The sequence below is a fragment of the Paraburkholderia sp. J63 genome (genome assembly GCF_905220245.1).
Lineage (GTDB): Bacteria > Pseudomonadota > Gammaproteobacteria > Burkholderiales > Burkholderiaceae > Paraburkholderia.
In genome coordinates this window covers 17,063-41,763 of record NZ_CAJMZF010000036.1, presented here as the reverse complement: position 1 = coordinate 41,763, position 24,701 = coordinate 17,063, and the positions used below count along the sequence as shown (strand labels likewise).

24 protein-coding genes and 1 tRNA gene are annotated in these 24,701 nt (G+C 65.6%); 7 read left to right on the top strand and 18 right to left on the bottom strand.

Going from position 1 to position 24,701, the window contains the following annotated elements; translation table 11 throughout:
• The first annotated feature begins 120 nt into the window (after positions 1-120).
• The 3 genes from U5775_RS29180 to U5775_RS29170 all read left to right on the top strand — a co-directional run bounded on the left by U5775_RS29180 (position 121) and on the right by U5775_RS29170 (position 3,788).
• The gene (locus U5775_RS29180; protein ID WP_322061588.1) at positions 121-1,413 is read left to right on the top strand and encodes a divalent metal cation transporter; all 1,293 of its coding nucleotides are present in this window, start codon (positions 121-123) and stop codon (positions 1,411-1,413) included.
• A 102-nt stretch (positions 1,414-1,515) separates the two neighbouring features.
• A complete protein-coding gene (locus U5775_RS29175; protein WP_322061587.1) occupies positions 1,516-2,283 on the top strand; it encodes a ParA family protein in 768 nt (255 codons plus the stop codon).
• A gap of 170 nt (positions 2,284-2,453) precedes the next feature.
• Complete coding sequence (locus tag U5775_RS29170; protein WP_322061586.1) at positions 2,454-3,788, top strand: tryptophan leader peptide; 1,335 nt, start codon at positions 2,454-2,456, stop codon at positions 3,786-3,788.
• A 37-nt stretch (positions 3,789-3,825) separates the two neighbouring features.
• On the opposite strand, the gene U5775_RS29165 is transcribed toward U5775_RS29170, so the two are convergent.
• The 6 genes from U5775_RS29165 to U5775_RS29140 all read right to left on the bottom strand — a co-directional run bounded on the left by U5775_RS29165 (position 3,826) and on the right by U5775_RS29140 (position 7,811).
• On the bottom strand, positions 3,826-4,587 hold the full coding sequence (locus tag U5775_RS29165) for an ABC transporter permease (protein WP_322061585.1): 762 nt from the start codon (positions 4,585-4,587) through the stop codon (positions 3,826-3,828).
• Positions 4,584-5,591 carry an ABC transporter ATP-binding protein gene (locus tag U5775_RS29160; RefSeq protein ID WP_322061584.1) on the bottom strand — a complete coding sequence of 336 codons (1,008 nt, stop codon included), beginning with the start codon at positions 5,589-5,591 and terminating at the stop codon, positions 4,584-4,586. The genes U5775_RS29165 and U5775_RS29160 overlap by 4 nt, the downstream gene beginning before the upstream one ends.
• Positions 5,592-5,720: 129 nt before the next feature.
• Positions 5,721-5,805, bottom strand: a tRNA-Leu gene (locus U5775_RS29155).
• Positions 5,806-5,866: 61 nt separating this feature from the next.
• Positions 5,867-6,757: an alpha/beta hydrolase gene (locus tag U5775_RS29150; RefSeq protein ID WP_322061583.1), complete on the bottom strand. Its 891-nt coding sequence runs from the start codon at positions 6,755-6,757 to the stop codon at positions 5,867-5,869.
• A 21-nt stretch (positions 6,758-6,778) separates the two neighbouring features.
• A complete protein-coding gene (locus U5775_RS29145) occupies positions 6,779-7,087 on the bottom strand; it encodes an AzlD family protein (protein WP_322061582.1) in 309 nt (102 codons plus the stop codon).
• The gene (locus U5775_RS29140; protein WP_322061581.1) at positions 7,080-7,811 is read right to left on the bottom strand and encodes an AzlC family ABC transporter permease; all 732 of its coding nucleotides are present in this window, start codon (positions 7,809-7,811) and stop codon (positions 7,080-7,082) included. Before U5775_RS29140 ends, U5775_RS29145 begins: the two co-directional genes overlap by 8 nt.
• A gap of 134 nt (positions 7,812-7,945) precedes the next feature.
• Here U5775_RS29140 and U5775_RS29135 point away from each other — a divergent pair, with 134 nt between their 5' ends.
• Together U5775_RS29135 and U5775_RS29130 are read left to right on the top strand one after the other, a co-directional pair.
• Complete coding sequence (locus U5775_RS29135) at positions 7,946-8,404, top strand: Lrp/AsnC family transcriptional regulator (RefSeq protein WP_028220944.1); 459 nt, start codon at positions 7,946-7,948, stop codon at positions 8,402-8,404.
• 176 nt (positions 8,405-8,580) lie between these two features.
• Positions 8,581-9,297 (top strand): GGDEF domain-containing protein, encoded by a 717-nt coding sequence (locus U5775_RS29130; protein WP_322061580.1) that lies wholly within the window; start codon positions 8,581-8,583, stop codon positions 9,295-9,297.
• A 45-nt stretch (positions 9,298-9,342) separates the two neighbouring features.
• On the opposite strand, the gene U5775_RS29125 is transcribed toward U5775_RS29130, so the two are convergent.
• Positions 9,343-10,113 (bottom strand): SDR family oxidoreductase, encoded by a 771-nt coding sequence (locus U5775_RS29125; RefSeq protein WP_322061579.1) that lies wholly within the window; start codon positions 10,111-10,113, stop codon positions 9,343-9,345.
• Between the two features lie 79 nt (positions 10,114-10,192).
• Complete coding sequence (locus U5775_RS29120) at positions 10,193-11,050, bottom strand: alpha/beta hydrolase (protein WP_322061578.1); 858 nt, start codon at positions 11,048-11,050, stop codon at positions 10,193-10,195.
• A 175-nt stretch (positions 11,051-11,225) separates the two neighbouring features.
• On the opposite strand from U5775_RS29120, the gene U5775_RS29115 reads away from it, so the two are divergent.
• The gene (locus U5775_RS29115; protein ID WP_322061577.1) at positions 11,226-11,873 is read left to right on the top strand and encodes a CGNR zinc finger domain-containing protein; all 648 of its coding nucleotides are present in this window, start codon (positions 11,226-11,228) and stop codon (positions 11,871-11,873) included.
• A gap of 32 nt (positions 11,874-11,905) precedes the next feature.
• On the opposite strand, the gene U5775_RS29110 is transcribed toward U5775_RS29115, so the two are convergent.
• Complete coding sequence (locus tag U5775_RS29110; RefSeq protein ID WP_322061576.1) at positions 11,906-12,454, bottom strand: DUF4232 domain-containing protein; 549 nt, start codon at positions 12,452-12,454, stop codon at positions 11,906-11,908.
• A gap of 233 nt (positions 12,455-12,687) precedes the next feature.
• Here U5775_RS29110 and U5775_RS29105 point away from each other — a divergent pair, with 233 nt between their 5' ends.
• Complete coding sequence (locus tag U5775_RS29105) at positions 12,688-14,556, top strand: methyl-accepting chemotaxis protein (RefSeq protein WP_322061575.1); 1,869 nt, start codon at positions 12,688-12,690, stop codon at positions 14,554-14,556.
• Positions 14,557-14,659: 103 nt separating this feature from the next.
• On the opposite strand, the gene U5775_RS29100 is transcribed toward U5775_RS29105, so the two are convergent.
• From U5775_RS29100 to U5775_RS29060, 9 genes are all read right to left on the bottom strand, one after another.
• Positions 14,660-16,054 carry an aspartate aminotransferase family protein gene (locus tag U5775_RS29100; protein WP_322061574.1) on the bottom strand — a complete coding sequence of 465 codons (1,395 nt, stop codon included), beginning with the start codon at positions 16,052-16,054 and terminating at the stop codon, positions 14,660-14,662.
• Positions 16,055-16,091: 37 nt separating this feature from the next.
• Entirely contained in the window at positions 16,092-17,570 is a 1,479-nt protein-coding gene (locus U5775_RS29095) for an NAD-dependent succinate-semialdehyde dehydrogenase (RefSeq protein ID WP_322061573.1), read from the bottom strand.
• Positions 17,571-17,740: 170 nt separating this feature from the next.
• A complete protein-coding gene (locus U5775_RS29090) occupies positions 17,741-18,229 on the bottom strand; it encodes an Lrp/AsnC family transcriptional regulator (RefSeq protein ID WP_322061627.1) in 489 nt (162 codons plus the stop codon).
• 5 nt (positions 18,230-18,234) lie between these two features.
• Positions 18,235-19,278: a N(2)-acetyl-L-2,4-diaminobutanoate deacetylase DoeB gene (gene doeB, locus U5775_RS29085; protein WP_322061572.1), complete on the bottom strand. Its 1,044-nt coding sequence runs from the start codon at positions 19,276-19,278 to the stop codon at positions 18,235-18,237.
• A gap of 5 nt (positions 19,279-19,283) precedes the next feature.
• Positions 19,284-20,504, bottom strand: coding sequence for an ectoine hydrolase DoeA (doeA, locus tag U5775_RS29080; RefSeq protein WP_322061571.1), 1,221 nt, complete (start codon positions 20,502-20,504; stop codon positions 19,284-19,286).
• Positions 20,505-20,513: 9 nt separating this feature from the next.
• Positions 20,514-21,551 carry a cyclodeaminase gene (locus U5775_RS29075; RefSeq protein ID WP_322061570.1) on the bottom strand — a complete coding sequence of 346 codons (1,038 nt, stop codon included), beginning with the start codon at positions 21,549-21,551 and terminating at the stop codon, positions 20,514-20,516.
• Between the two features lies 1 nt (position 21,552).
• A complete protein-coding gene (eutB, locus tag U5775_RS29070; RefSeq protein ID WP_322061569.1) occupies positions 21,553-22,554 on the bottom strand; it encodes a hydroxyectoine utilization dehydratase EutB in 1,002 nt (333 codons plus the stop codon).
• Between the two features lie 166 nt (positions 22,555-22,720).
• Positions 22,721-24,133: a PLP-dependent aminotransferase family protein gene (locus tag U5775_RS29065; protein ID WP_322061568.1), complete on the bottom strand. Its 1,413-nt coding sequence runs from the start codon at positions 24,131-24,133 to the stop codon at positions 22,721-22,723.
• 104 nt (positions 24,134-24,237) lie between these two features.
• Positions 24,238-24,696: a GNAT family N-acetyltransferase gene (locus U5775_RS29060; RefSeq protein ID WP_322061567.1), complete on the bottom strand. Its 459-nt coding sequence runs from the start codon at positions 24,694-24,696 to the stop codon at positions 24,238-24,240.
• Between the last annotated feature and the right edge of the window lie 5 nt (positions 24,697-24,701).

Sequence of the window (24,701 nt, the reverse complement as noted above, 5' to 3'; positions counted from 1 at the left end):
CGCGCGAGCCGCGCATGCGCTTTCAGCATCGCCCGTGCCCGCGCGTGAATGCAGGCCCGGACCCCGGCACAGCGTTTGCTCCAATCAGGTGCCGCTCTCCCTTGCGGCAAGGAGAAGCGCGTGGACGATCCCCAAAGACTCGAACCGGAAGCCGCGGTAGTCGACGAAACCGAACGCTCGTGGCTGTCGCGGCTCGGCCCCGGCCTCGTCACGGGAGCCGCCGACGACGATCCAAGCGGCATCGGCACCTATTCGCAGGCCGGCGCGCAGTTCGGCTTCACGCTGCTATGGACGCTCCTGCTGACCTACCCGCTCATGGTCGCGATCCAGATGGTCAGCGCACGCATCGGACGCGTCACGGGCAAGGGCCTCGCCTCAAACATGCGCGCCTTCGGGCCGAAATGGCTCGTCATCACGCTGGTGTTCCTGCTCGCGGCCGCGAATACCATCAACATCACCGCCGATCTGGCCGCCATGGGCGCCGCCATCCACCTGCTCGTGCGCGGCCCCGAACAGCTCTACGTCGTCTTGCTGGGAACATCGTCAGCAATCCTGCAGATTTTCCTGCCCTACGAAAGCTATGCGCGCTTTCTGAAATGGATGACGCTGGTGCTCTTTGCGTACGTCGCCGTCGCGTTTGTCGTGCCGGTGCCGTGGGGCACGGTCGCGCTTTCGATGATCTGGCCGCGCGCGCATCTGTCCGCCGACTATCTGACCACGGTGGTCGCCGTGCTCGGAACGACGATCAGCCCCTATCTGTTCTTCTGGCAGGCGTCGCAGGAGGTCGAGGAGCTGCGCTCGAAGCCCGGCGATCGTCCGCTGCGCTGGGTCTCCTCGTTTCGCGCTTACCGCCATATCAACCGGATCACGGCGGACACCTGGATCGGCATGGGCGTTTCGAACAGCGTGGGGTTTTTTATCATGCTGACCGCGGCCGCAACGCTGCACGCGCATCACCTGGAAGTTCATACGTCCGCCGACGCGGCGCGCGCGCTCGCGCCGGTTGCGGGCCAGTTCTCCTCGACCGTATTCGCGGCCGGCATCGTGGGGACCGGATTGCTCGCGCTGCCCGTGCTAGCGGGTTCGGCCGCGTATGGCATCGCCGGCGCGTTCCGCTGGCGCAGCAGCCTCTCGCTTCATCTGACGCTCGCACGCGAGTTCTACTCGGTCATCGCGGTGGCAATCGCCGGGGGCGTCGCCATCACCTTCCTGCATCTCGACCCGATCAAGGCGCTCTACTGGAGCGCGGTCGTCAACGGGCTCGCCGCGGTCCCCGTGATGGTGGTCGTGATGCTGATGGGCGGCAGCGCGCGGCTGATGGGCCGGTTTGCGATATCGGGCCTGCTCAAGGTGGGCGGGTGGCTCGCAACGGCGCTCATGGCCGTGGCGGCTGTGGGCATGTTTGTTGGGTAACAGGAGGCGCACCGTCCTTCAATAATCTTTTCGGACATCCACATCAGGTATGCTGATCCCCATCCGTATCACCGTGCCATTGGGAAACAGGGGAACGAAGACATGCGACGTGTGGTGTTCAATCAAAAGGGCGGCGTAGGCAAATCAACGATCGTTTGTAATCTCGCTGCCATCAGCGCGAGCGAGGGAAAGCGCACGCTCGTGATCGACCTCGACGCGCAGGCGAATTCGAGCCAGTACCTGCTGGGCCGCGCGGCGGCCGATGCAAAGCCCAACGTCGCGGATTTTTTCGAAACCGCGCTCACGTTCAGCTTCAGGCCCGTCGAGCTCGCGTCGTTCATTCATCCGACGCCGTTCGAAAATCTCGACGTGCTGCCCGCGCATCCCGACCTCGATACGCTGCATGGCAAGCTCGAGTCGCGCTACAAGATCTACAAGCTGCGCGATGCGCTCAAAGAGCTCGACATGTACGACGCGATCTACATCGACACGCCGCCCGCGCTGAACTTCTATACGCGCTCCGCGCTGATCGCGGTCGAGCGCTGCCTGATTCCGTTCGATTGCGACGACTTCTCGCGCCGCGCGCTCTACACGCTGCTCGATAACGTGAGAGAGATTCAGCAGGATCACAATGCCGACCTCACGGTCGAAGGTATCGTCGTCAACCAGTTCCAGCCGCGCGCGAGCCTGCCGCAAAAGCTCGTCGACGAACTCATCGGCGAAGGCTTGCCGGTGCTGTCGTCGCGGCTCTCGTCGTCGGTGAAGATTCGCGAATCCCATCAGCAGGCAAAGCCCGTCGTGCACCTCGATCCGGCGCACAAGCTCACGCGCGAGTTCGTCGCGCTACACCAGGAACTAGGCGGGGCCTGAGGCGTTTGCGGGGGACGGGGCCGCGATAACGGCGCGGCCATTTCGCGCCGCCGGCAGGCTCGCGGCACGGCGCGCAACGAAGGACAACACCGGTTTACGCCCTCGGCGGAGTGTGCAAGTATCCCTCGCAGCGCGTAGCACGATACGCTTGCTCTCTTACGAGGTACAGCATGGACTGGAGGTTCTGGAAGACGGAGAAGCGCCTCGACGAGGTGCGCAACTGGCCCGCCGATACGCATGAATCGATACGGCAGCTCCTCGGCATGTACCAGGGCGCCGGAGCCGCGCCGTTCGCGAACTGGGCGGCGCCCGGCATTGCGTTCGCGCCCGAGGTCGAGTCGATCGCTCAAAACGGGGTCAAGGGCTACCAGCTCGCGCTGTGGTTCTGGCTCTTTGCCGAGAAGCACGGCACCATCGCGGCGCGGATGGCGCGCGAAACGTTCTGCCTGCTCGCCGACGCGGCGCAGCCGTCGTCGGGAGACGCCATCGATGCGCTCCTCGATCAGGAAAACCGCCTCGCGTATTCCGTCGAAGCCATTGCCGCCGAACAGCGCACTTTCCGGCAGGAAGGCCTGACCGTGGAGCTGCCGATGGAATTCTTTCTGGCCACGGGCACGCTCAGGCTCAGGCCCGACTCGCCTTACGCGGGCAACGAGGGCGCCTCGCTGCAAGGCAACGACTACAAACTGGCGGACTGCTTTCGCCATGCCACGGAAGAAGCGCTGTCCGTGTTCCGGCCGATGATAGAGGCGGTCGATTTCGACGCGAAATCGCTGCCGAACTGGAAATGGAGCACGCGCCCCGGCGCGGCCGAGCGGCATCTGCAGCGGCGCTACAGCAATCCGCTCTTCCCGCTGCATCGGCAGATGGTGACGGCCTACGACGTTCATGAAGCGCGTCTTGCCGACCATCAGGCACTTCAGGACATTCGCAACGAACTCAATGAGCTGAGCCGCGCGTTCTTCGACAAGCCGGCGCTGCCGCTGAACTGGCTGCCTTACCTGGGCGGCTATCTGGACCAGGTGGACCGGCTCGATGAACGCCGCCTCGCCGCGGGCGGGCAGAACACCTCGCTCGGCGACGCGATCGCGGCGCTGCGTGCCGACATTCTCGCGACGTGGCGCGCCCAGATTCAGAAGAACCGCCACAGCCTCGACGCGCTCGACCAGGACGAAGCGCGCAAGGCCGACCGGCGCGCATTGCTGTACGGGTGCGACTGGACCGCTCAGTTGCTGAGCCACGGCTCCCTGATCCCGCCCGAGGAAGTGGTGCCCGCGCTGCTGAGCGAATCTGAGCCCGAGCTCGAAAAGGCGGTGACTGGCCTGCGGGCCGAGCCGCGTTTGCACGAGACGCTGGCGCACTGCAGGGCGGTTGCGCATCGGCTCGTGAACGAGCTTCGTGCGGCGGGCCACAACGTTCCCGATATGAGCGACAAGCTCCGCATCCTCGACGACTCGACGAGCGGCCCGCGTGGTGCCGATGCGCCGGGGCAACCGCCGGCCTGATGACGCCTGGCCCCGGCATGCGTTCGAATCGCGGGTCTCAGGTCTTCAGACGGTAGCCGGTCTTGAAGATCCAGGCCGTGATCGCGAGAAACACGGCGAGAAAAGCGGCGGTCATGGCGAGACTCACGCCGACCTCCACATCGGCGAGCCCGTAGAAGCTCCAGCGAAAACCGCTGATGAGATAGACGATCGGATTGAACAGCGTGATCACGCGCCACGCCGGCGGCAGCATGTCGACCGAATAGAAGCTGCCGCCAAGGAAAGTCAGCGGCGTGATGATCAGGAGCGGCACGATCTGCAGCTTCTCGAAGTTGTCGGCCCAGATGCCGATGATGAAGCCGAGCAGGCTGAAGGTTATCGCCGTCAACAGCAGGAACAGCACCATCCAGAGCGGATGCAGGATCTGGATCGGCACGAACAGCGCGGCGGTAGCGAGGATGATGAGCCCGAGCATGACCGACTTGGTCGCGGCCGCGCCCACATAGCTGATCACGATTTCGAAATACGACACGGGCGCCGAGAGCAGTTCGTAGATCGTGCCCGTGAAGCGCGGAAAGTAGATGCCGAACGACGCATTCGAAATGCTCTGCGAGAGCAGCGACAGCATGATGAGGCCCGGCACGATGAACGCGCCGTAGCTGACACCGTTCACTTCCTTGATGCGTGAACCGATCGCGGAGCCGAACACGATGAAGTAGAGCGAGGTCGAGATCACGGGCGCGACTATGCTCTGCATCAGCGTGCGCCGGGTGCGCGCCATTTCGAAGCGGTAGATGGCGCGAATCGCGTGGATATTCATCGGGAAGTCACCTGTCCTTTGCTGTTTTCCGCGGCCGACTGCGCAGGTTGCTGCGAAGAAGACTGTGAAGCGGCAGCCGCCGGGTCCTTATGGACGAGGCTCACGAAAATGTCCTCCAGCGAGCTCTGGCTCGTTTTCAGGTCCGTGAAGCCGATGCCGGCCTCGCCCAGATCCTTGAGCAGCGCGATGATGTCGTTGCGCTCGTTTTCCGCGTCGTAGGTGTAGATGAGCTCGGTGCCGCCATCGGCCAGTTCGAGGCGCCAGTGGGCAAGCGCCGCGGGAATGGCGCTCAGCGGGACTTCGAGCTGCAAGCTCAGCTGCTTGCGGCCGAGCTTGCGCATGAGCACGTCCTTGCGTTCGACGAGCATGATTTGGCCTGCGTTGATGACGCCGATGCGGTCGGCCATCTCCTCCGCCTCGTCGATATAGTGGGTCGTCAGGATAATCGTCACGCCGTTGGCCTTGAGCCCGCGCACGAGCTCCCACATGTCGCGGCGAAGCTCGACGTCCACGCCCGCGGTGGGCTCGTCCAGAAACAGGACCTGGGGCTCGTGCGCGAGCGCCTTCGCAATCAGCACGCGGCGCTTCATGCCGCCCGACAGCGTCATGATCTTGTTGTCGCGCTTCTCCCAGAGCGAGAGATCGCGCAGCACGCGCTCGATCCACGCGGGATTGGCCGGCTTGCCGAACAGGCCGCGGCTGAACGAGACGGTGCCCCAGACCGTTTCGAACGCGTCCGTCGTGAGCTCCTGAGGCACGAGGCCGATCAGCGAGCGCGCCTCGCGGTACTGGGCGACGATATCGTGACCGGCCACACGCACGCTGCCTTCGCTCGCATTGACGATGCCGCAGATGATGCTGATCAGCGTGGTCTTGCCGGCGCCATTTGGCCCCAGCAACGCGAAAATCTCGCCGCGGTGGATATCGAGGTTGATGTTCGTGAGCGCGCGGAGTCCCGACGCATACACTTTCGAGAGATTCTCGATGGAGAGGATCGTTTGCATGTGCGTGACATTACCAGAAGCGGCGCCGGAGCATGGCGGGCTATCTGGTAACCCCACAAACCAAAAACCCGCGCGGCTTGACGCCAACGCGGGTTTCAGGATTCCAGCGGAGGAGGCTGGAACAAATCCTGGTGCTCAGGGCGGGACTCGAACCCGCATGCCTTTCGGCGCTACCCCCTCAAGATAGTGCGTCTACCAATTTCGCCACCTGAGCAAGAGGAACGGGATTGTATCGACTCGTTCGGGTTTTTTGAAGACCTGCATCGAAAAAAATTTCAGGCCACGCCGCCTTCAACGCCCCTCAGGAATTCCGCCACTATCGCCGCTACCTGCGCCTCCTGCTCGCGGTGCGGCACGTGGCGCACGCCTTCCATGATCGCGAGGCGCGCCGGGCCGCTTACGCGCGCCGCGATCGTCTCGGGATGCACACGCGTGCCGTATTCGTCCAGGCTGCCGTGGATCGCCAGCGTCGCGCACTGCACCTGCGGCAGCACCGTCTCGAGCGACCAGTCGGCGAACTCGGGCGAGAGCCATGTCTCGATCCACGCGTCGAGCACCCATTGCGTCTTCTCGCCGTGGTAGCGCGCCAGCCGGGCGAACTGCGCGGGATCGCGAAACTGCTCGCGCGCCGTGCGGATGCCGGCCAGCGTGCGGTCCTCCGCGAAAGTTTGCGCCGCCTCGGTCACGAGCGCCACGCAACGCTGCGCGTGCAGCGCCGCGCACTCGATCGCCATGCCGCCGCCCACGCTATGCCCGAACGCGACGAAGCGGTCGATCCCCATCTGCTCGCACAGCGCCGGAAAGAAACGCTGCGCCTCGTCCCGCACGAAGCCGGGCGCAAGGCGGTCCGTGCGCGCGTCCGAGGCGCCAAAACCCGCGCGGTCGTAGGCGATCACGCGCCGGTTGGTTGCGCGCGCAAGCGTCTGCGGAAAGGCGCCCCACAGCGTGACGCAGCCCAGCGAGTCGTGCAGCAGCACGATCGGCGCACGGCGCACGTGCGTTTCGTTCGCCGCGTCCGGCTGTAAATCCCGCTGTAAATCCAGCGTCGGATCGCGCGATTCGTCCCGCAAGACACCGGGCTCCCAACTGCGTGCAAACAGCCGGCCCGTTGCGGTCTCGATCCAATGGTCCTGCGGGTCCTGCGTCGTGGCTTGCGTCTCGCTCATGCTCGTTTGGTCGTCGAAGGTTTAGCCGATCAGATGACGCAGTATCCCCGCTGACGCCACGCCGACGATCACCGTCGGCAGCAGCGAGAACCGCGTCGCTGCAAACAGTGTAATCGCGAGCGCCAGCAAATCCGCGGGATGGCGCGATACGAAAGCCGGCGCGATCACCGAAATCAGCACGCAGCCCGGCACATTTTCCATCACCGCGCGCATGCGCGGGCTCAGCGTCCGGTCGCGCAGCACCACGTAGCCGAGAATGCGCGTGAGGTAGGTCGTGGCGGCCATCAGCACGATGGTCGCCACGGTTGCGGCGGTCGTGGAATCAAGCATCGCGCGGCTCCATCAGCACGGCGGCCGCCAGCCCCGCGCACGCGCCCGCGGCCACGTACCAGGCACCCGGCACGAAGAGATAAGTCACGGCCGCCACCGCGAGGCTCACGAACCACGGCAGGCTCGCGCGCGCACTCTTCCACATGCCCTTGAGCAGCACGAGAAACACCGCCGTGAACGCCATGTCGAAGCCGTACTGCTGCACGTCGCCGAGCACGGGACCGAGCGCCGCGCCCAGCGCCGTGAACGAAATCCACGTGAGCCACAGATTGATCGCGACGCCCAGGTAATACGCCATGCTGATGCGGTCGGCGCCGCGCGCTTTCGCATCGGCCATCGCGAGCGCCCAGCTTTCGTCGCACATCAGGAACAGCGACGCCAGCGCGCGCCGTAGCGGCACGTGCCGCAGATACGGCGCGAACGCCGCGCCCATCAGGATATGGCGCGCATTCACGAGAAACGACATCGCCACGATCAGCGCGATATGCGGCGGCGAGGTCCATAACCGAATGGCCGCGAATTCCGATCCGCCGCCGAAGTTCATGCCCGTCATCATCGGCACCTCAAGCGCGCTCAGGCCCTTTTGCGTGGCCTGCGCGCCCAGCACCAGCGCAAACGGGACGAAGCCCATCATGACGGGCAGCGCCGCGCGCATGCCGCGCGCGACTTCCGACGAGTCATACGATTGCCGCGCTCCGGCGGCCCGGCCAGGGATACTGCTCATTGACTTTCCGACTTCTAAAAAGGACGGATATTTTCTGCCGAATGCGTTCGAATCGGGTTGCGTTGTCGCCATTTGCGCAAGAGAATTTGGCATTCAATGCCAATAATCGCCGGAAAATTGCTATGGAACACCAGATGAAGCTCGACGCCATCGACCGGCGCATCCTCAACGCGCTGCAACGCGACGGGCGTTTGCAGAACGTCGATCTCGCCCAGCAGGTCGGTCTTTCGCCCTCGCCGTGCCTGCGGCGCGTGCGTCTGCTCGAGGAGGCGGGCGTGATCGAGAAGTACGTGGCCGTGCTCAATCCGGCCAAGGTCGGCAAGGCGCTGACCGTGTTCGCGCGCGTCTGGCTCAAGGGCCAGGATGCGCAGACGGTGGACCGTTTCGCCGAGGCCGTGCGTCAGTTCCCCGACGTGGTCGAATGCCATCTGATGGCCGGCGACTGCGATTTCCTGCTGCGCATCGTGGCCGCCGATCTCGACGAATACCGGCGCTTCCAGATGGAATACCTCACGCGCATTCCCGGCGTGCAGAGCGTGAAAACCGACATTCCGATGCAGAAAATCAAGCTCACCTCGGAGATTCCGATGTGAGTCCGGGCTCCGGGCCGAGGATCGATGGTCAACGCGGAATTAACAATATCTGACAGTAGCTAACGAAGTACCGTCAGATAATGGGATAAAAGACGGATCGTCCGCCAAAGCCTCGCTGTTGCAACAGGGCTGGCCGGATGGCCGAGACAGGCTTGAACGCCATACGCTGAGACCACATGACCAACAACGCGCTGCCCAGGCGCGCGAGCTATGTCGCGCGCGCAAGATCCCATTCCCCGCCCATGCACCGCCGCAAGGCTCGCGCTATCCGGGCTATCCGCACGCTCGGCGCGCAGCCGCTGGCCCGCAGCGAGCGGCTGCGCCTGCTCCGGCGCATTCGCGAGCTGGAGGCCGAAAATTCGGCGCTCGCGCAACTGTCGATTACCGATTCGCTGACGGGCGCGTACAACCGCCGCCATCTGGAAGCGGTGCTGGCGAGCGACGCGCGCCTGCGCGAGCGCACGCATTGCGCCGCGCTCTGCGTATTCGACGTCGACAACTTCAAGACCTTCAACGACACCTACGGCCATAGCGCCGGCGACCAGGTGCTGCGCGCCGTGGCGAAAGCGGTCTCCCGATGTCTGCGCGCCGCCGACGACGCGCTGTTCCGGCTCGGCGGCGACGAATTCTGCGTGCTGCTTTTCGCGGACTCCGCAACCGGGACGCTGCGCGTCGTGCAGCGCATGCAGCGCGCGGTGAAGGCGCTGCGGCTGCCGCAACGCGAACGCGCGGGCCGCGCGCTCACGATCAGCTTCGGCGTGGCGTGGCGCGACACTGCGGCAGGCAGCGCGGAAGCGCAGGCGAGCCCGTGGGATATGTATCTGCGCGCGGACAAGATGCTCTATGAAGCGAAGCGCGCGGGGCGCGACAGGATTGAGTTCGCGGCGGTGTAGGGGTGGGTGGCGGGTCCAGGCGCGCTCGGGCTTTGCGCGCCCTCCTCAAACCGACTTCACCTCGCCACCGTCCATCCTCAGCGTCGTACCCGTCATCCAGTGCGCCGCTGGAGAAACGACAAACGCCATGAGCTCCGCGATTTCCTCCGGCGTGCCATAGCGCGCGATCCCCGCCTCGACGGGAAATCGCGCCGTCGCCTCTTCCACGCTCATGTTGTGCAGCGGCGCCCAGTGCTCCAGATACGACTGGCGGCGGCCCGTCATCACCGGACCGGGCAGCACGCTGTTGACCTGCACGCCGTCGGCGATGCCGCGATCCGAAAACGCCTTCGCGAGCGCCACGATGGCCGCGTTGATGGTGCCCACCGCCGCATAGGGCGCCTTGGGAAACAGCGCGGAATTGCCCGACATCAGCACCACCGAGCCCCCGCTCGACTTCAGCGACGGCCACGCCGCTATCGTCAGGCGCCGCGCGCCGTGCAGCTTCAGCGCGAGACCGCGCTCCCACTGTTCGTCGGTCATCTCGAAGACGTCGATCTGCGGCACTGCGCCCGCGATATTGAGCAGCGCGTCGATCCGGCCATAGGCCGCGAGCGTTTGCGCAACCACCTGCGATGCGGCTTCGGACTGCGAAAGATCGGCGTCGATGACGAGCGCCTGGGCGCCCGCGCTGGTGACCTGCGCGGCCGTCTCTTCGAGATGCTCGCGGCTGCGCGCGACCAGCGCAAGCGCGTCGAAATCCCGCGCGAGGCGGATGGCCGTCGCGCGGCCGATGCCCTGGCTCGCGCCCGTGACGATTGCAACTCTGCTAACCATGATGATGAGGCTCCTGGATCGTGAATCGTGGGTCGGGACGCTAGACGGCTAACGGCTCGCGCCGTTGCGCCGCCCGCGCTCATTCATGAATAAGAAAACTCGAAATGGCCCCGGCGATTTCCGCCGCGTGCGTCTCCAGCGCGAAATGGCCCGTATCGAAGAAGCGCACCACGGCGTCCGGCATGTCGCGCTTGAACGCTTGCGCGCCCGCCGGCAGAAAAAACGGATCGTGCTCGCCCCACACCGCGAGAAACGGCGGCTGGTGCGTGCGGAAATATTCCTGGAACGCCGGATACAGCGCGACGTTGTTCCGATAGTCGCGAAAGAGATCGAGCTGGATCTCGCTCGCGCCGGGCCGTTCGAGATAGTGCGCATCAAGCGTATAACCATCTGGCGATACGGATTCCTTATCATTTACGCCATGCGTGTATTGCCACACCGTGGTCTCGTAGGTCAGCAGTGCGCGCAGCGCTTCGCGATTCGCAGGCGATGCGTCCTGCCAGTACGCACGACTGGGGTTCCAGCCCTCGCTGAGCCCTTCTTCATAGGCGTTGCCGTTCTGCGAAATGATCGCGGTGATTCGCTCGGGATGCTTGAGCGCGAGCCGGAAACCCGTCGGCGCGCCGTAATCGAAGACGTAAACGGCAAAGCGGTCGAAACCGATCACTTCCGTGAAGCGGTCGATCACCGTGGCGAGGTTCTCGAAGCTGTAGGTGAAGCGCTCGCGCTCCGGCATGTCCGACTGCCCGAACCCCGGCAGGTCCGGCGCGACGATATGAAAACGCCCCGCCAATTCGGGAATCAGGTCGCGAAACATATGGCTCGCGCTCGGAAAGCCGTGCAGCAGCAAGAGTTTCGGCGCGCCTGCGCGGCCGGCTTCACGATAGAAGACGCGAAAGCCGTCCACGTTGGCGTTGCGATAGGCGGTGGTGCTCATGAAATCCCTCCACGAGAAGCGCACGGCACCCGCTCCGGGGCACCGCCGTCCGATTTGAGTAACCTTCTAAATTACAATTTAGAGGTTACAAACTGCGCACGTAACTTGTCAAGGCGTTTTTTAATGGTTACGATTTCCTGACCATCAAACAAACCGCGCAGTTTCATCACACGAAATGGACTATCGACCGCTCCCCGCGATCTTCGTGGCCGACGCACCGGGCCTCGACTTCCTGAATTCAGTCGCTACGCCGGTCGATGAGCCGGTGGACTGGATCGGCAATGGGGAGGGCTTGCTCGACTGGCTGGAGCAGGCGCGGATGGTGCCGCACGAGGCGCTGGAAGCTTTGCGCGCGCAGTTCGCTCCAACCGACTTCGACGCCGTCGCGGGGCAAGCGAGAGCGCTACGCGAGTGGTTCCGGGCATTCGTGCACGCGCGCAGAGGCCAGCCGCTGAGCGCTGCGAATTTGCGCGAGCTCGAACCGCTGAACCGCTTGCTCGAACGCGACGAGCAGCACAGCGAGCTCGTCGCTCACGCCTCGGGCAGTGAATCGTCATTCGAGCTGCGCGTGCGGCGCCAGCATAAAACACCGGAGTCCTTATTGATGCCGATTGCCGAGGCATTGGCGAAGCTCGTCTGCGACGAAGACTTCACGCACGTGAAGGCCTGCGAGGGTCCGCGCTGCACGCTGCTCTTCGCGGACCACACGCGCGGCCATGCGCGGCGCTGGTGCAGCATGGCGATCTGCGGGAATCGGGCGAAGGTGGCCGCGCATCGCAAGCGGCTTAAGGATGCGCAAGCCCAGGACGGCAGCACGGGTTAGCGGGGGCGCGCCCCAAAGCCGCCCCAGACCGGTTATTCAGTCCTGCCAGGCGACTGAAACGGCACCATCTGATACAGCGGCCCCTCGGCGCGCGAGCCGCACAAATGGCCACGAAATGGCGTCGTCAGCGCGCCCTCGCCGATGCCGATCCTGAGCGACACCGGGTCGATGCACTGCGTATCATCGAAGACTTCGCCCGTCACCCAGCGCAGGCTCGCGCGCACGCTCGCCTGCGCGGGAATCTCGACGGGCAGCAGCACGGGCCCCGGATGCATGCCGGGGATCGGCTGCAAAGACGCGCGCAGCGGCGTCTCGTGCGCGTCGAGGAAGGTCACGTCGGGGCGCGCCGGCACACGGCACGCGCTTGCGCCGGTATTGCGCAGCACCACATAGGTGCCGCCATGAGACATGCCGTTGAAGTCGCCGCCACCGTCGTCGAGGCTCAATTCGAGCTGGCGCGGCTGACACGGCTGAACGTCGGCGGATGCGCTCGTGGTACACGCCGACGCCATCGCGAGCAGCCATGCGCCGATGCACGCGGCCGAGATGCGCTTCATTTTGCTTGCGTCGCTTGCGTTCATGACTCTCCCTTGCAAGTGCTTCGTCTGCCGATCGCGAATTGGTATGAAGAAACGCGCGAAAAATCATCGGGTATTCATCGGACAATTGCCGACTATAGCGCCCATAACGCAGGCCGCGCCCGCAATCCGTTCGCCATCCATATACCTCGTATATGCGCCATCGCATCAAGTTCTCGCCAAATCGACCGATAACGATTGACGGACCCCCGTTTTAACGTTGTCGAGAACGACTCATGTCTATCTGGCGCAAACTCTCCATTCAGAACAAACTGATTCTGAGCATGACGACCTGCTTGCTGATCTTCATCGGCATATCGAGCGGGCTGAGCATCTGGCTGATCGGCGACACGGTGCGCGAGCGCGTCGTGCAGGACGAATTGCCCACCGCCGTGCGCGGCATACGCGCCGACGTCGAGCGCCAGCTCGCGGGGCCGATCACGGCGGCGCGCGCGATGGCGACCGATCCCTTTCTCCAGCAATGGGAAGCCGACGGCGAGCCCGACGCCGCCACCGCAACGTGGATGCGTCTCGCGCAGAACGTGAAGACGGAGCAAAAAGCCGTCAGCGTGCAATGGGCCTCAACGAAGAGCGGCAACTATTACACCGAGGCCGGCTTGCAGCGCAAGCTAGGCGACCACGACCAGTGGCTCCAGGCTTTTCTCGCGACCGGCAAGCCCTATGAGGTGAGCATGGACCGCGACGTGAGCCTCGGCACCTACACCATGTTCATCAACGCGCGCGTGGAAGGCGCCAACGGCCCGACCGGCGTGGCGGCCATGGCGCTCTCCGTGGATGCGCTGGCCGCGGGCGTCGCGAACTACAAGATCGGCGAGACCGGGTTCGCGTATCTCGTGCATCCGGACGGCGCGATCATGATTCATCGCGACACGGCGATGGTCGACGGCAAGCACTTCCTCAAGGATCTGCCCGGCATGCCCGCCGATGCCGCGTCCACGCTGCTGGCCGGCAAGCAATACGCGTTCATGACCTACACGCCACCGGGCGGCCCGCGCTTCATCGCGACCTCGTTCGTGCCGCAGCTCGATGCCTACGTGGTGGTCGAGGTGCCCAAGGCCGAAATGCTCGGGCCGTTCGAGCGCGCGATCCGCACGGCGAGCCTCATCGCGGCCGTCGTGGGTCTCGCGGGCGCGCTCGCCGTGATCCTGCTGGTGGGCCGCGCGATTGCCGCGCCGGTGCGCCGCGCGGCCACGCTGCTCGCGGAAATCGCGAGCGGCCAGGGCGATCTCACGCGTCAGATGAAGGTCGAAAGCACCGACGAAATCGGCCAGCTCGCCGACGCGTTCAACCGCTTCGTGGCGTCGATGAACACGCTCGTGCGCCGCGTGCGCGCCTCGTCGACGTCGATCGCGATCGGCTCCTCGCAGATCGCGTCGGGCAACGCGGACCTCAGCCAGCGCACCGAAGACCAGGCCAGCAATCTCGAGCGCACCGCGGCGTCGATGGAAGAGATCACAGCCGCCGTGAAGAACAACTCGGACACCGCGCACACCGCCGCGCAGATGGCGAGCCGCGCGTCCACCGCGGCCGCGCAGGGCGGCGAAGTGGTCGGCCAGGTGGTGAGCACGATGGAGCAGATCAGCGAGGCCTCGCGCAAGATCTCGGAGATCATCGTGGTCATCGACAGCATCGCTTTTCAGACGAATATTCTCGCGCTCAACGCGGCGGTGGAAGCCGCGCGCGCGGGCGAACAGGGGCGCGGCTTCGCGGTGGTGGCGTCCGAGGTGCGCAATCTCGCGCAGCGCAGCGCGCAGGCTGCGCGGGAGATCAAGTCGCTGATCGAGCACAGCGCCGAGACCGTGAACGCGGGCTCGCGCCTCGTGGCCGATGCGGGCAAGGTGATGGACGACGTCGTCACGCAAGTGCAGAGCGTGAGCACCATGATGAGCGAGATTACCTCGGCGAGTCTGGAGCAGAGCGCCGGGATCGGGCAGATCGGCGATGCGGTGCAGATGCTCGATCAGGTGACGCAGCAGAACGCGGCGCTGGTGGAAGAAAGCGCTGCGGCGGCCGAGAGTTTGAAGCAGCAGGCCGCGGACCTCGACCGGCTCGTGGCGGTGTTCAAGGTTGGAGAGAATGCCTAAATAACGCAGCCCCGCCTGACATCGCAAGACGAAAAAAAACCGCCGTATCTGCATACGGCGGTTCCCTGCGGCCCGTCCATCGACGGGCACGGCCCTCACCTCATCAACCGGCGGCAACCAGATTGCGCTCGGCCACTTCGTCCACGGCCTCGCGCACGATGCCGACGATCTCGTCGGCTTCCGCGCGCGTCATCACGAGCGGCGGCGCAAAACCGAGGATGTCGCCGTGCGGCATCGCCCGCGCGATCACGCCGCGCTTGAGCGCCGCCGCCGACACCTGCGGCCCGATCTTCAGCGCGGCGTCGAACGGCGTGCGCGCTTGCTTGTCGGCCATGAATTCGAGCGCGCCGAGCATGCCCACGCTGCGCACTTCGCCCACGAGCGGATGCGCGCCAAACGCCTCGCGCAGCTTCGCGCCGAAATACGCGCCCACCTGCGCGGCGTTGTCGACGATGTTCTCGCGCTCGAGAATATTAAGGTTGGCCAGCGCCGCCGCCGCGCAGACCGGATGGCCCGAGTAGGTCCAGCCGTGGCCCATCGGCCCGTGCTCCTGCGAGCCGCGCGCGATCACGTCCCAGACCTTCTCGCCCACGATCACACCCGACAACGGTGCATACGCACTCGTGAGCCCCTTCGCGACCGTGATCAGATCGGGCTGCATGCCGAAATGCTGCGCGCCCATCTTCGAGCCCAGACGGCCGAAACCGCACACCACTTCATCGGAGATCAGCAGGATGTCGTGCTTCTTGAGCACGGCCTGGATCGCGGGCCAGTAGCCGGCAGGCGGCTCGATGATGCCGCCCGTGCCCATCACCGGCTCGGCGATGAAGGCCGCGATCGTATCCGCGCCCTCGCGCGCGATCAGCTTTTCGAGCTCTTCCACGCAGTACGCGGTGAATTGCGCCTCGTTCATCCCGGCCGGCGCCTTGCGATACCAGTGCGGGCAAATCGTATGCTTCACGCGATCGATTGGCAGATCGAAATGTTGATGGAAGCTCGGCAGGCCCGTGAGGCTGCCCGTTACGATGCCCGAGCCGTGATAGCCGCGCTCGCGCGAGATGATCTTCTTCTTGTTCGGGCGTCCCAGCACATTGTTGTAGTACCAGACGATCTTGACCTGCGTTTCGTTGGCGTCCGAACCGGACATGCCGTAGTAGACCTTCTTCATGCCCGCGGGCGACCAGTCGATGATGCGCGACGAAAGCTCGATGATGGCGTCCGACGAATGGCCCACATAGGTGTGGTAATACGCGAGTTGCTTCGCTTGCGCATACATGGCGTCCGCGACTTCGGTGCGGCCATAGCCGATGTTCACACAGTAGAGGCCCGCGAAGGCGTCGATGTACTGCTTGCCCTCGTGGTCTTCGATGCGAATGCCGTTCGCGCCGCGCACGATCTTGCCCGGCAGCGCGCCGCTTTCGTGATCGTAGGCATGCGTGGACGGATGCATGAAATGCGCGCGGTCTTGCTGGAACAGTGCGTCGATGTTTTGCGTCATGATGGGCTCCTGATACAGAATTACGGAATGACGGAATTCAGGCCATGGCCGCGAGCGGCAGGCCGAGATTGCCAAGACAGAAATATTTGGCTTCCACGAACGGCTCGAAGCCTTCAACGCCGCCTTCGCGGCCCAGGCCCGAAGCCTTCATGCCGCCGAACGGGATCGGCGCGCCCGTGAACTTCACGCCATTGACCGACACCATCGCAAAGTCGAGCCGGCGCACGAGCTGGAAAATGGTGTTGACGTTCGTCGCGCACACATAGGCTGCGAGTCCGTACTCGGTGTCGTTCGCCTTCGCGATCACTTCGTCGAGCGTGTCGAACGCGCAGACGGCCGAGATGGGCGCGAAGTTTTCCTCGTCATAGACGCGCATGCCGGGCGTGGCATCGGCGATCACGGTGGGCTCGAAATACCAGCCGCCCAGTGCGTGCGCCGCGCCGCCCGCCACGATGCGCGCGCCCTTCTCGCGCGCATCGGCCACGCGTTCGACGGTGCTGTCGAATGCAGCTTGATGCATGAGCGGCCCGACTTCCACGCCCGCCTCGAACGCGGGGCCGGTCTTGAGCGCACGCACCGCCGCCGCGTAGCGCTCCACGAAGGCCTCGTAAAGCGCGCGCGCGACGAAGATGCGGTTGGCCGCGCAGCAGTCCTGGCCCGAGGTCTGGAACTTCGCGCCCACGGCCACTTTCACGGCCTGATCGAGATCCGCGTCTTCGGTCACGATGAACGGCGCATTGCCGCCGAGTTCGAGCGCGACTTTCTTGATGCCCGCGCGCGCCGCTGCCTGGGTCACGAGCGCGCCCACGCGCGTCGATCCCGTGAAGCTCACGGCGCGCACGCGCGTGTCGCTCACGAGCGTTTCCATGGCCATCTGCGGCTCGCCGATCACCACGTTGAAAACGCCGGCCGGGAAGCCCGCTTCCTCGGCAAGCTGCGCGAGCGCGAGCGCCGAATACGGTGTCTCGTGCGCGGGCTTCACGACAGTGGCGCAGCCCGCCGCAATGGCGGCGGCGGCCTTGCGCGTAATCATCGCGACCGGAAAATTCCACGGCGTGATGAGCGCGGCCACGCCCACGGGCTCCATCACCGTGCCCAGATGCGCGCCGTCGATATGCGTGGGAATCGTGCGGCCCGCGAGACGTTTGGCTTCATGCGCGAACCATTCGACGAAGCTCGCCGCGTAGCGAATCTCGCCTTGCGATTCCGCGAGCGGCTTGCCCTGCTCCAGCGAGAGCAGCGCCGCGAGATCGTCCTGATGGCGCAGGATCAGCGCGTGCCAGCGCAGCAAGGCGGCGCTGCGCTGTTGCTGCGGCACCCAGCGCCACGCTTCGAAGGCGCGCTGCGCGGCGTCGATCGCGGCAACGATCTGCGCGCGCTCGAGCATCGGCACATGGCCGATCACGGTTTGATCGGCGGGATTGTGCACCGCCACCGTGGCGGCGCTGTCGCTGTGGATCCAGCGGCCGTCCACGTAGCACAGCGATTTGAACAGGATGGGATGTCCGGGCAACATGTCGTCTGCTCCTCCTTGGTCGATATGGACGATGTGCACGCGAGGTACGCCGTGCACGTCATGGCATCCATTCTGTCCCGGCGGCGCCCGCGATATTTTTGGTTTTGAGGCCGCGTTTTTGCGGTTATTTTTGAACTCGCCTGCCTCAACCCGAAAAATTCGCGTACTGTTCAGGCGTCCTCTTCGAGCCATGCCGGCACGTGGGCCGGCGCGCACTTCACCACCTTCGTGACGATGTAGGTGAAGTAACGCTCAATGCCGAGATCCTCCAGCAGCAGGCCGTCGATGAAACGCTGATAGTGGTCGATGTCGCGCGCCATCACGTGCAACACATAATCGACGCCGCCGCCCGTTGCATAGCACTGCACCACTTCGTCAGCCGCGCCGATGCGATCCTCGAAGCGCCGCATGTCGTGCGCGGTATGGCGCGAGAGCGTCACCTCCACGACGATGCGGCTGCTCTTGAGCGCGCCGGTCCAGTCGACGTCCGCGCGATAGCCGCGAATCACGCCGCTCTCTTCGAGCTTGCGCACGCGCTCCCACGCGGGCGAGATCGAGAGGTTCACCTCTTCCGCGAGCTTCGATTTGGTGATGCGGCCATCGCGTTCGAGAATGCGCAGGATCGCGAGGTCGTAGCGGTCGAGCCTGATCGCGCCCATCGTGCTCATGCCGGAACGCTCAGGTTGCGCTCGACCACGTCGGCGACCACGGCCACGGTATCGCCCGCCTGCACGAGCCCCGGAAAGTGGCGCGCCGCGAGCAGCCCGCTGCGCCGCGCCACGTAGTCGACGGGCCGCGCGCCGGTGCGGTCGATATCGTGCACGCGCGCGAGCACGTCGCCGGCTTCCACCATCTCGCCGAGATCGCGGCACATCTCCAGCAGGCCGCGATGCTCGCTCGTCGTGTAGCACTGCGCGTCGGGCATGTCGAGCAGCGTGGTCGTGCGCGGGCCGCCGTTGCGGTCGCTTGCCTGACGGTCGCTCGCTTTACGCTCGATCACGCCCGCGTGCGCGAGAAAACCCCGCACGCCGCGATCGGCAATCGCCACGCTCGCCGCCGTCGACGTGCCGCCGCCACCCAGCTCGGTCGAGACGAACACCTTGCCCGCTTCCTCCACGGCGCTGTCGAACAGCCCCACGCTATCGAGTTCGAGCATGCGCATCGAGTACGGTGCGCCGAACGCGCGCATCGCCCGCTCGCAGCGCGCCTGCTGCGCGGTGTCGGGCAGCACGTGAATCGCCGCGAACGGCACGAAGTCGAGCGTGCGCCCGCCCGCGTGAATATCGAGCACGTAATCGGCGCGCGCGAGCAGATGGCGCTGGAAGTAATCGGCGATCTTCTCCGTCACCGTGCCGTCGGGCCGGCCCGGAAAGCTGCGGTTCATGTTGCCCGCGTCGATCGGCGAGGTGCGCAGCCCCGCGCGAAACGCCGGATAGTTCATGTACGGCACGATGATCACGCAGCCGTTCACCTCGGCGGCGTCGAGCGAGCCCGCGAGCTTCGCGAGCGCGATCGGGCCTTCGTACTCGTCGCCATGATTGCCGCCCGTGAGCAGCACGGTGGGCCCCTCGCCGTGCCTGACCACGGTGAGCGGAATCATGATCGCGCCCCACGCCGAATCGTCGCGCGAGTAAGGCAGCTTGAGAAAGCCGTGTTGCACGCCTTCGGCATCGAGATCGATGGTCGGCGTGATGGGGGACGCACGCATTGCCGCTACTCCTTCACGAACAGTTTGCGCGGCGTATTGCAGAACGTTTCCACGCCGGTTTCGGTAATCAGAATGCTTTCGGTAATTTCGAGGCCCCAGTCGTCGAGCCACAGGCCCGGCATGAAGTGGAACGTCATGCCCGGTTCGAGCACCGTGCGGTCGCCGGGGCGCAGGCTCATGGTGCGCTCGCCCCAGTCGGGCGGATAGCTCGCGCCGATCGGGTAGCCGCAGCGGCTGTTCTTTTCGATGCCTGATTTACGCAGCACTGCGAAGAATGCGTTGGCGATGTCCTCGCAGACATTGCCGGGCTTCGCTGCGGCGAGACCCGCTTCGATGCCCTCGACGACGGCTTTTTCCCCCTCGACGAAATGCTGCGGCGGCTTGCCGAGGTACACGGTGCGCGACTGCGGGCAGTGGTAGCGCCGGTAGCAGCCCGCGATCTCGAAGAACGTGCCCGCATTCGTGCCGAATGGGGAATCGTCCCAGGTGAGATGGGGCGCGGCCGCGTCGGAGCCCGTCGGCAGCAGCGGGACGATGGCCGGATAATCGCCGCCATGCTCGCCCGCGCCGGTAATGCCCGCCGAGTAGATGCGCGCGACCAGGTCGCTCTTCTTCATGCCGGGCTCGACCGCTTCGAGAATGCTCGCGTGCATTTTCTCGACGATGCGGGCCGCGACGCGCATGTACTCGATCTCGCGCGCCGACTTCACGGCGCGCTGCCAGTTCACGAGCGCCGTGGCGTCGATCCAGCGCGCGCCGGGCAGATGGCGCTGTAGCGCGGCATACGCGGCGGCGCTGAAATAGTAGTTGTCGAGCTCGACGCCGATACGCAGCGTCTCCCAGCCGCGTGCCGCAATCACTTCGCGCGCGAGATAGTCCATCGGATGACGCTCGGTGGACTGCACGTAATGATCAGGATAGCCAACGATCTGGTCGTGCGCGAGGAAGGTCGTGCGCTTCGCGCCGTTGGCGTCCTGGCCGCGCCCGAACCATACGGGCTCGCCGTCCTGGGCGAGCAGCACGCACTGGTGCACGTAGAACGACCAGCCGTCGTAGCCCGTGAGCCAGTACATATTGGTGGGGTCCGTAACGAGCAACAGGTCGATGCCGGCCTGTTGCATCGCCTTGCGCGTCTTCGCGAGGCGCGCCTCGTATTCGCTGCGTGAGAACGCGAGGCGCGGCGTTGCCGTGCCCGCATTCACGCTCGTTTCATTCACTGCCGACATTGTCCCCTCTCAAAGCGTCACTGCGTTGTGAAAAACGGTTCCGGCTCCCGCCGCGCGGGCTCGCGCGAGCGCGAGCGCGGCAATCGCGGTGTCCTGCGCGCCGGTGCCGGTCAGGTCGCAAATCGTGATCTCGTCGTCGCTCGTGCGCGCGGGGCGCCGGCCGGCGACGATCTCGCCGAGTTCGTCGAAGCGCGCCTCGGCGGCCACCGCGCCCGCGCGTATCGCGTGCGCGAGTTCGCCAAGCACGCGTGTTTGCTGCAGGCGGTCGCACACGTAGCGCGCGGCCGCGAATACCGAGGGCGCGAGTTCGTTCTTGTACTCGGCGTCCGAGCCCATCGCCGTGACGTGCAGGCCCGCGTGCAGATCGCTCGCGCTCACGAGCGGCTCGCGGCTCGGCGTGGTCGTGATGGCGACGTCGGCTTGCGCGAATGCCTCGCGCACCGATTGAACGACGCGCGCCTGCACGCCGTGGCGGCGCTCCACGTCCGCGGCGAAAGCCTCGGCGCGCGCGGCGAAGCGCGCCCAGACGCTCACACGCTCGATCTTGCGCACCAGCATCAGCGCGTCGAGTTGCAGGCGCGCCTGCTCGCCCGCGCCCACGATGGCCACGCTGCGCGCATCGGCGCGCGCGAGCCAGCGCGCGGCGACCGCGCCCGCGGCGGCCGTGCGCACCGCGGTGAGGTAGCCGTTGTCGAGCAGCACGGCTTCGGTGAGGCCCGTTTGCGCGGAGAGCACGAGCATCAATCCGTTCAGGCTCGGCAAGCCGAGCGCGGGATTGTTGAAGAAGCCGGGGCTGATCTTGATCGCGAACTGCTCGAAGCGCGGCAGATACGCGGTCTTCACGTCCACTTCGCCGTGGCGGTCGGTCAGGGCCATGTTGAGGATCGGCGGCATGACCACGGCTTCGGTCGCGAGCGACGCGAACGCGGCCTCCACCTGATCGATGGCGGCGAGATCGAGCGGCACGAGCGCGCGCAACTGCGCTTCGCCGAGCAGCGTGATCGAGTTGTCGAGGTTAGCGGGATTAGCGGAATGGGCGGATTGCAAGTCAGTTCTCCGTCACGATGCGGCGGTGCATCGTCATGTCGATATTCGCGCCGCTCACGACGACGACGATCGGGCCGTTCGTATCACGCTGGCTTGCCGCGCCGCGTGCGTGCGCCGCGTGCGGAACGAGTCCTTCGAGCAACGCAGCCATGCCCACCGCGCCCGCGCCCTCCACCACGAGCCGCTCTTCGCGGTACGCATGCGCGATGCCGCGCGCGATGGATGCCTCGTCGAGCAGGACCACGTCGTCGGCGAGCAGGCGCGTCAGCGCGAAGGTATGGCGATTCTCCAGCCCGATGCCGCCGCCCAGCGAGTCGGCCAATGTTTCGTGTTCCTCAACGTCGATGGGACGCCCCGCCGCGAGGCTCGCGTGCATGGCCGCGCCGCGCGTCATAGAAACACCGACTGCCGCGATCGCAGGCCGGATCTGCTTCGCCGCGAACGCGACGCCGCCAAAGAGTCCGCCGCCCGAGAGCGGCACGACGAGCGTAGCCGCATCGGGCAGCGCTTCGAGAATTTCGAGTCCTATCGTGGCCTGCCCCGCGATCACGCGCAGGTCGTCGAACGGCGGCACGAACGCATAGCCTTCCTCGCGCACGAGGCGTTGCGCGGCCACCTGCGCCTCGTCCTGGCTCTTGCCCTCGATCACCACGCGCGCGCCGAGCGCGGCCACCGCATCGACCTTGTTGCGCGGCACGAGCGACGACATGCAAACGGCCGCCTCGATGCCCAGCGCGCGCGCGGCGTGGGCGAGCGCGCGGCCGTGATTGCCCGTCGATGCGGTGACGACGCGCGTCACGCCTTGCCCGGCGAGTTGGGCGATGGCGTTGGTCGCGCCGCGCAGCTTGAAGCTGCCGGTCGGCTGCACGGTTTCGAGCTTGAGGTAGACCGGCGCGCCCATGCGCGCGGAGAGCGACGGCGACGGGACGAGCGGCGTGAGCGCGACGCGCCCGGCGAGGCGCTGGCGTGCGCGATAAACGTCGGCAAGCGTAAGCGGTGACATGGAGCGCACATTCCGTGAGTGATGCAGTGCGAACCAGTCTAATGTTCCAAATCGGGCTTCCTAATGTCCTGGTACAATCCGCCCCCCGTTGCCGCCCAGGCCTTTCCCTGGGGCATCGCGCATGGGGCACGCCTTAGCCCCAACGTCGCTTCGATGCGGCCGCGATTCAGTTGAAATCGTTCACGTGCGGATATTGCTCGAATACGCCCGCAATGGTTTTCAATGCGTTCTTGCACGCGGCGTCGTTGGCCTCGGCGCCAAGGCAAATCCGCACCGCGTTGGGCCGCGGCGTGCTGCCGACGACAAACGGATCGGGCGAGGTCACGGCAATCTGGCGGTTGCGCAGCTCGCGCACCACGCGCTCGGCCTGCCAATAGTCGGGCACGCGCAGCCATGCCGACAACGCATTCGGATGCGCGCCCAACACGTATTCGCCGAGCGTCTCGCGCACCATCGCCTGGCGCGCCACAAGGCGCTCGCGCTGCAGCTCCACGAGGCGCCGCGCGGTGCCGTCCACGATCCAGCGCGTGGCGATCTCGGCGATCGGCGAGGTGGCCATCCAGCTGCTCACGCGCAGCACGCTCTCGACGCGCAGCGCCAGCCGGCGCGGCATCGCCAGATAGCCGGTGCGCAGCCCCGTGAGCACCGACTTCGTCATGCTCGTGCTGTAGAACGCCAGCTCCGGAATCAGGCTCGCGATGGGCGTGCAGGTCTTCGCGGGCAGCGCGCCGTAGACATCGTCCTCGATCACGTAGACGCCATAGCGCTCCGCGATGCGCGCGATGGTGCGCCGCCGCGAATCGGGCATCACCGACATCGTCGGGTTATTGAAGGTGGGCGTGCAGACCAGCGCGCTCACGCGCTCGCTGTCGCACATCTCCTCGAAGTGCTCGGGGCGGATGCCGTGCTCGTCGAGTTCGAGCCCCTTGAGCGTGAACCCCAGCACGTTGGCGAGGCCGATCACGCCGTGGTCCGTGAGGCTTTCGCACAGCACCGTGTCGCCGGGGCCGACCGTGGAGGCGAGCGCGAGAAAGATGCCCTGGGCCGCGCCGTTGGTGATCAGCAGCGACGCCGGCTCGACCGGCATGTTCAGCGAGGCCAGCCACGCCGCGCCCGCCTGGCGATGATGCTCGAAGCCGGCGATGGGCCGGAACGAGCGGATCCAGGGCTGGTCGTCGAGCGTGGAGAGCGTGGCGCAGACCTCGCGCCAGGCCGCGTCGTGCTCAGGCGTGTGGACGATGCGCGCGATCGAGAAGTCGACGATCTCGCGCTCCGCGGTGTCGAGGATATAGTTCGACATCGCCTCGGTCACGCGCGCGGCGACGAAGCTCCCGCGCCCGACCTCGCAGCGGATCAGGCCCTGTCTTTCGAGCTCCTTGTAGGCATTGGTCACCGTTTGCACGCTGATGCCGAGTTCCGCCGCCACTTCGCGCTGCGGCGCGAGCCGCACGCCCGAGGCGAGCGCGCCGCTCTCGATATCGAGCGCGATGGCCTTCACGAGCCGCTTGTATTTGGACTCCGCGCCGTGCACGGCCCCGACCGCGTCGTGCCATTTGCTTGAAACCTTCACCCGGACCATCTCGTTGAGCTCCTCCGTAAGTGCTCATGGTCGCTCAAAAGCGGGCAGGTCAATAATTGTCCTAGTGCAATCGGCAGCAAAAAAAGCGCTTGTTCAGTGATTGTTCAACGCGTGTACTCGATACGCAGCCGCAGCATGTCGCGCAACCGGATGCCTTCCTCGACGATCGGCTCGTCGTAATTCGTGACAAAGAAGTCGCGGTCGATCGCGGCAACGCGGAAGCCATGCCGCTGATAGAACGTCAACTGGTAGCCAAACGAGCCGGTGCCCACTTCCAGCACTTGCGCGCCGGCCGCCTGATAGCGCTCGATCACCCACTGTAGAAGCCGCGTGCCGACACCGGCCTTTTGCTGCTCCGGCGCGACCGCGATGTTCATGAGCTCGTGAACGCCCGCTTGCTGTTGCTGGACCACGCACACGCCGGCCACGGCGCCCTCGTTAAGGGCAACAAAGCATCTGGAGGCAGGCAGATAAGCGCGGACCTTTTCTTCTGAGGGATCGGCCAGTAACAGCAGTTCTATCGGCGCGGCGGCGGGCGGCACTTCTTCAATCAGTAGCGACATCGTCG